Raw genomic sequence first — 251 nt, forward strand, 5'->3', positions numbered from 1 at the left:
GCCTTTAATATATTGATGGTTGATTTCCTCTACATCTTTTTCGTTTTGCCAACACATAATTATCTCCTTTAAACCAGCCCTTTTTGCAGCTAATACTTTTTCTTTAATGCCACCAACAGGCAATACTTGCCCTCTTAAGGTAATTTCCCCAGTCATGGCTAAGTAAGGTTTTATTTTACGGCCAGTAAAGGCACTTGCTAATGCACTTAACATTGTTATGCCTGCACTTGGGCCATCTTTAGGTGTAGCTC

At 39.0% G+C, this 251-nt stretch carries 1 protein-coding gene; it reads right to left on the bottom strand.

Going from position 1 to position 251, the window contains the following annotated elements:
* Positions 1–251: S16 family serine protease (locus H6A60_RS13420; RefSeq protein WP_338054883.1), on the bottom strand; the 251-nt coding region annotated here is incomplete at both ends.

The organism is Sutterella massiliensis, assembly GCF_016899755.1.
Taxonomy (GTDB): Bacteria; Pseudomonadota; Gammaproteobacteria; order Burkholderiales; family Burkholderiaceae_F; genus Sutterella; species Sutterella massiliensis.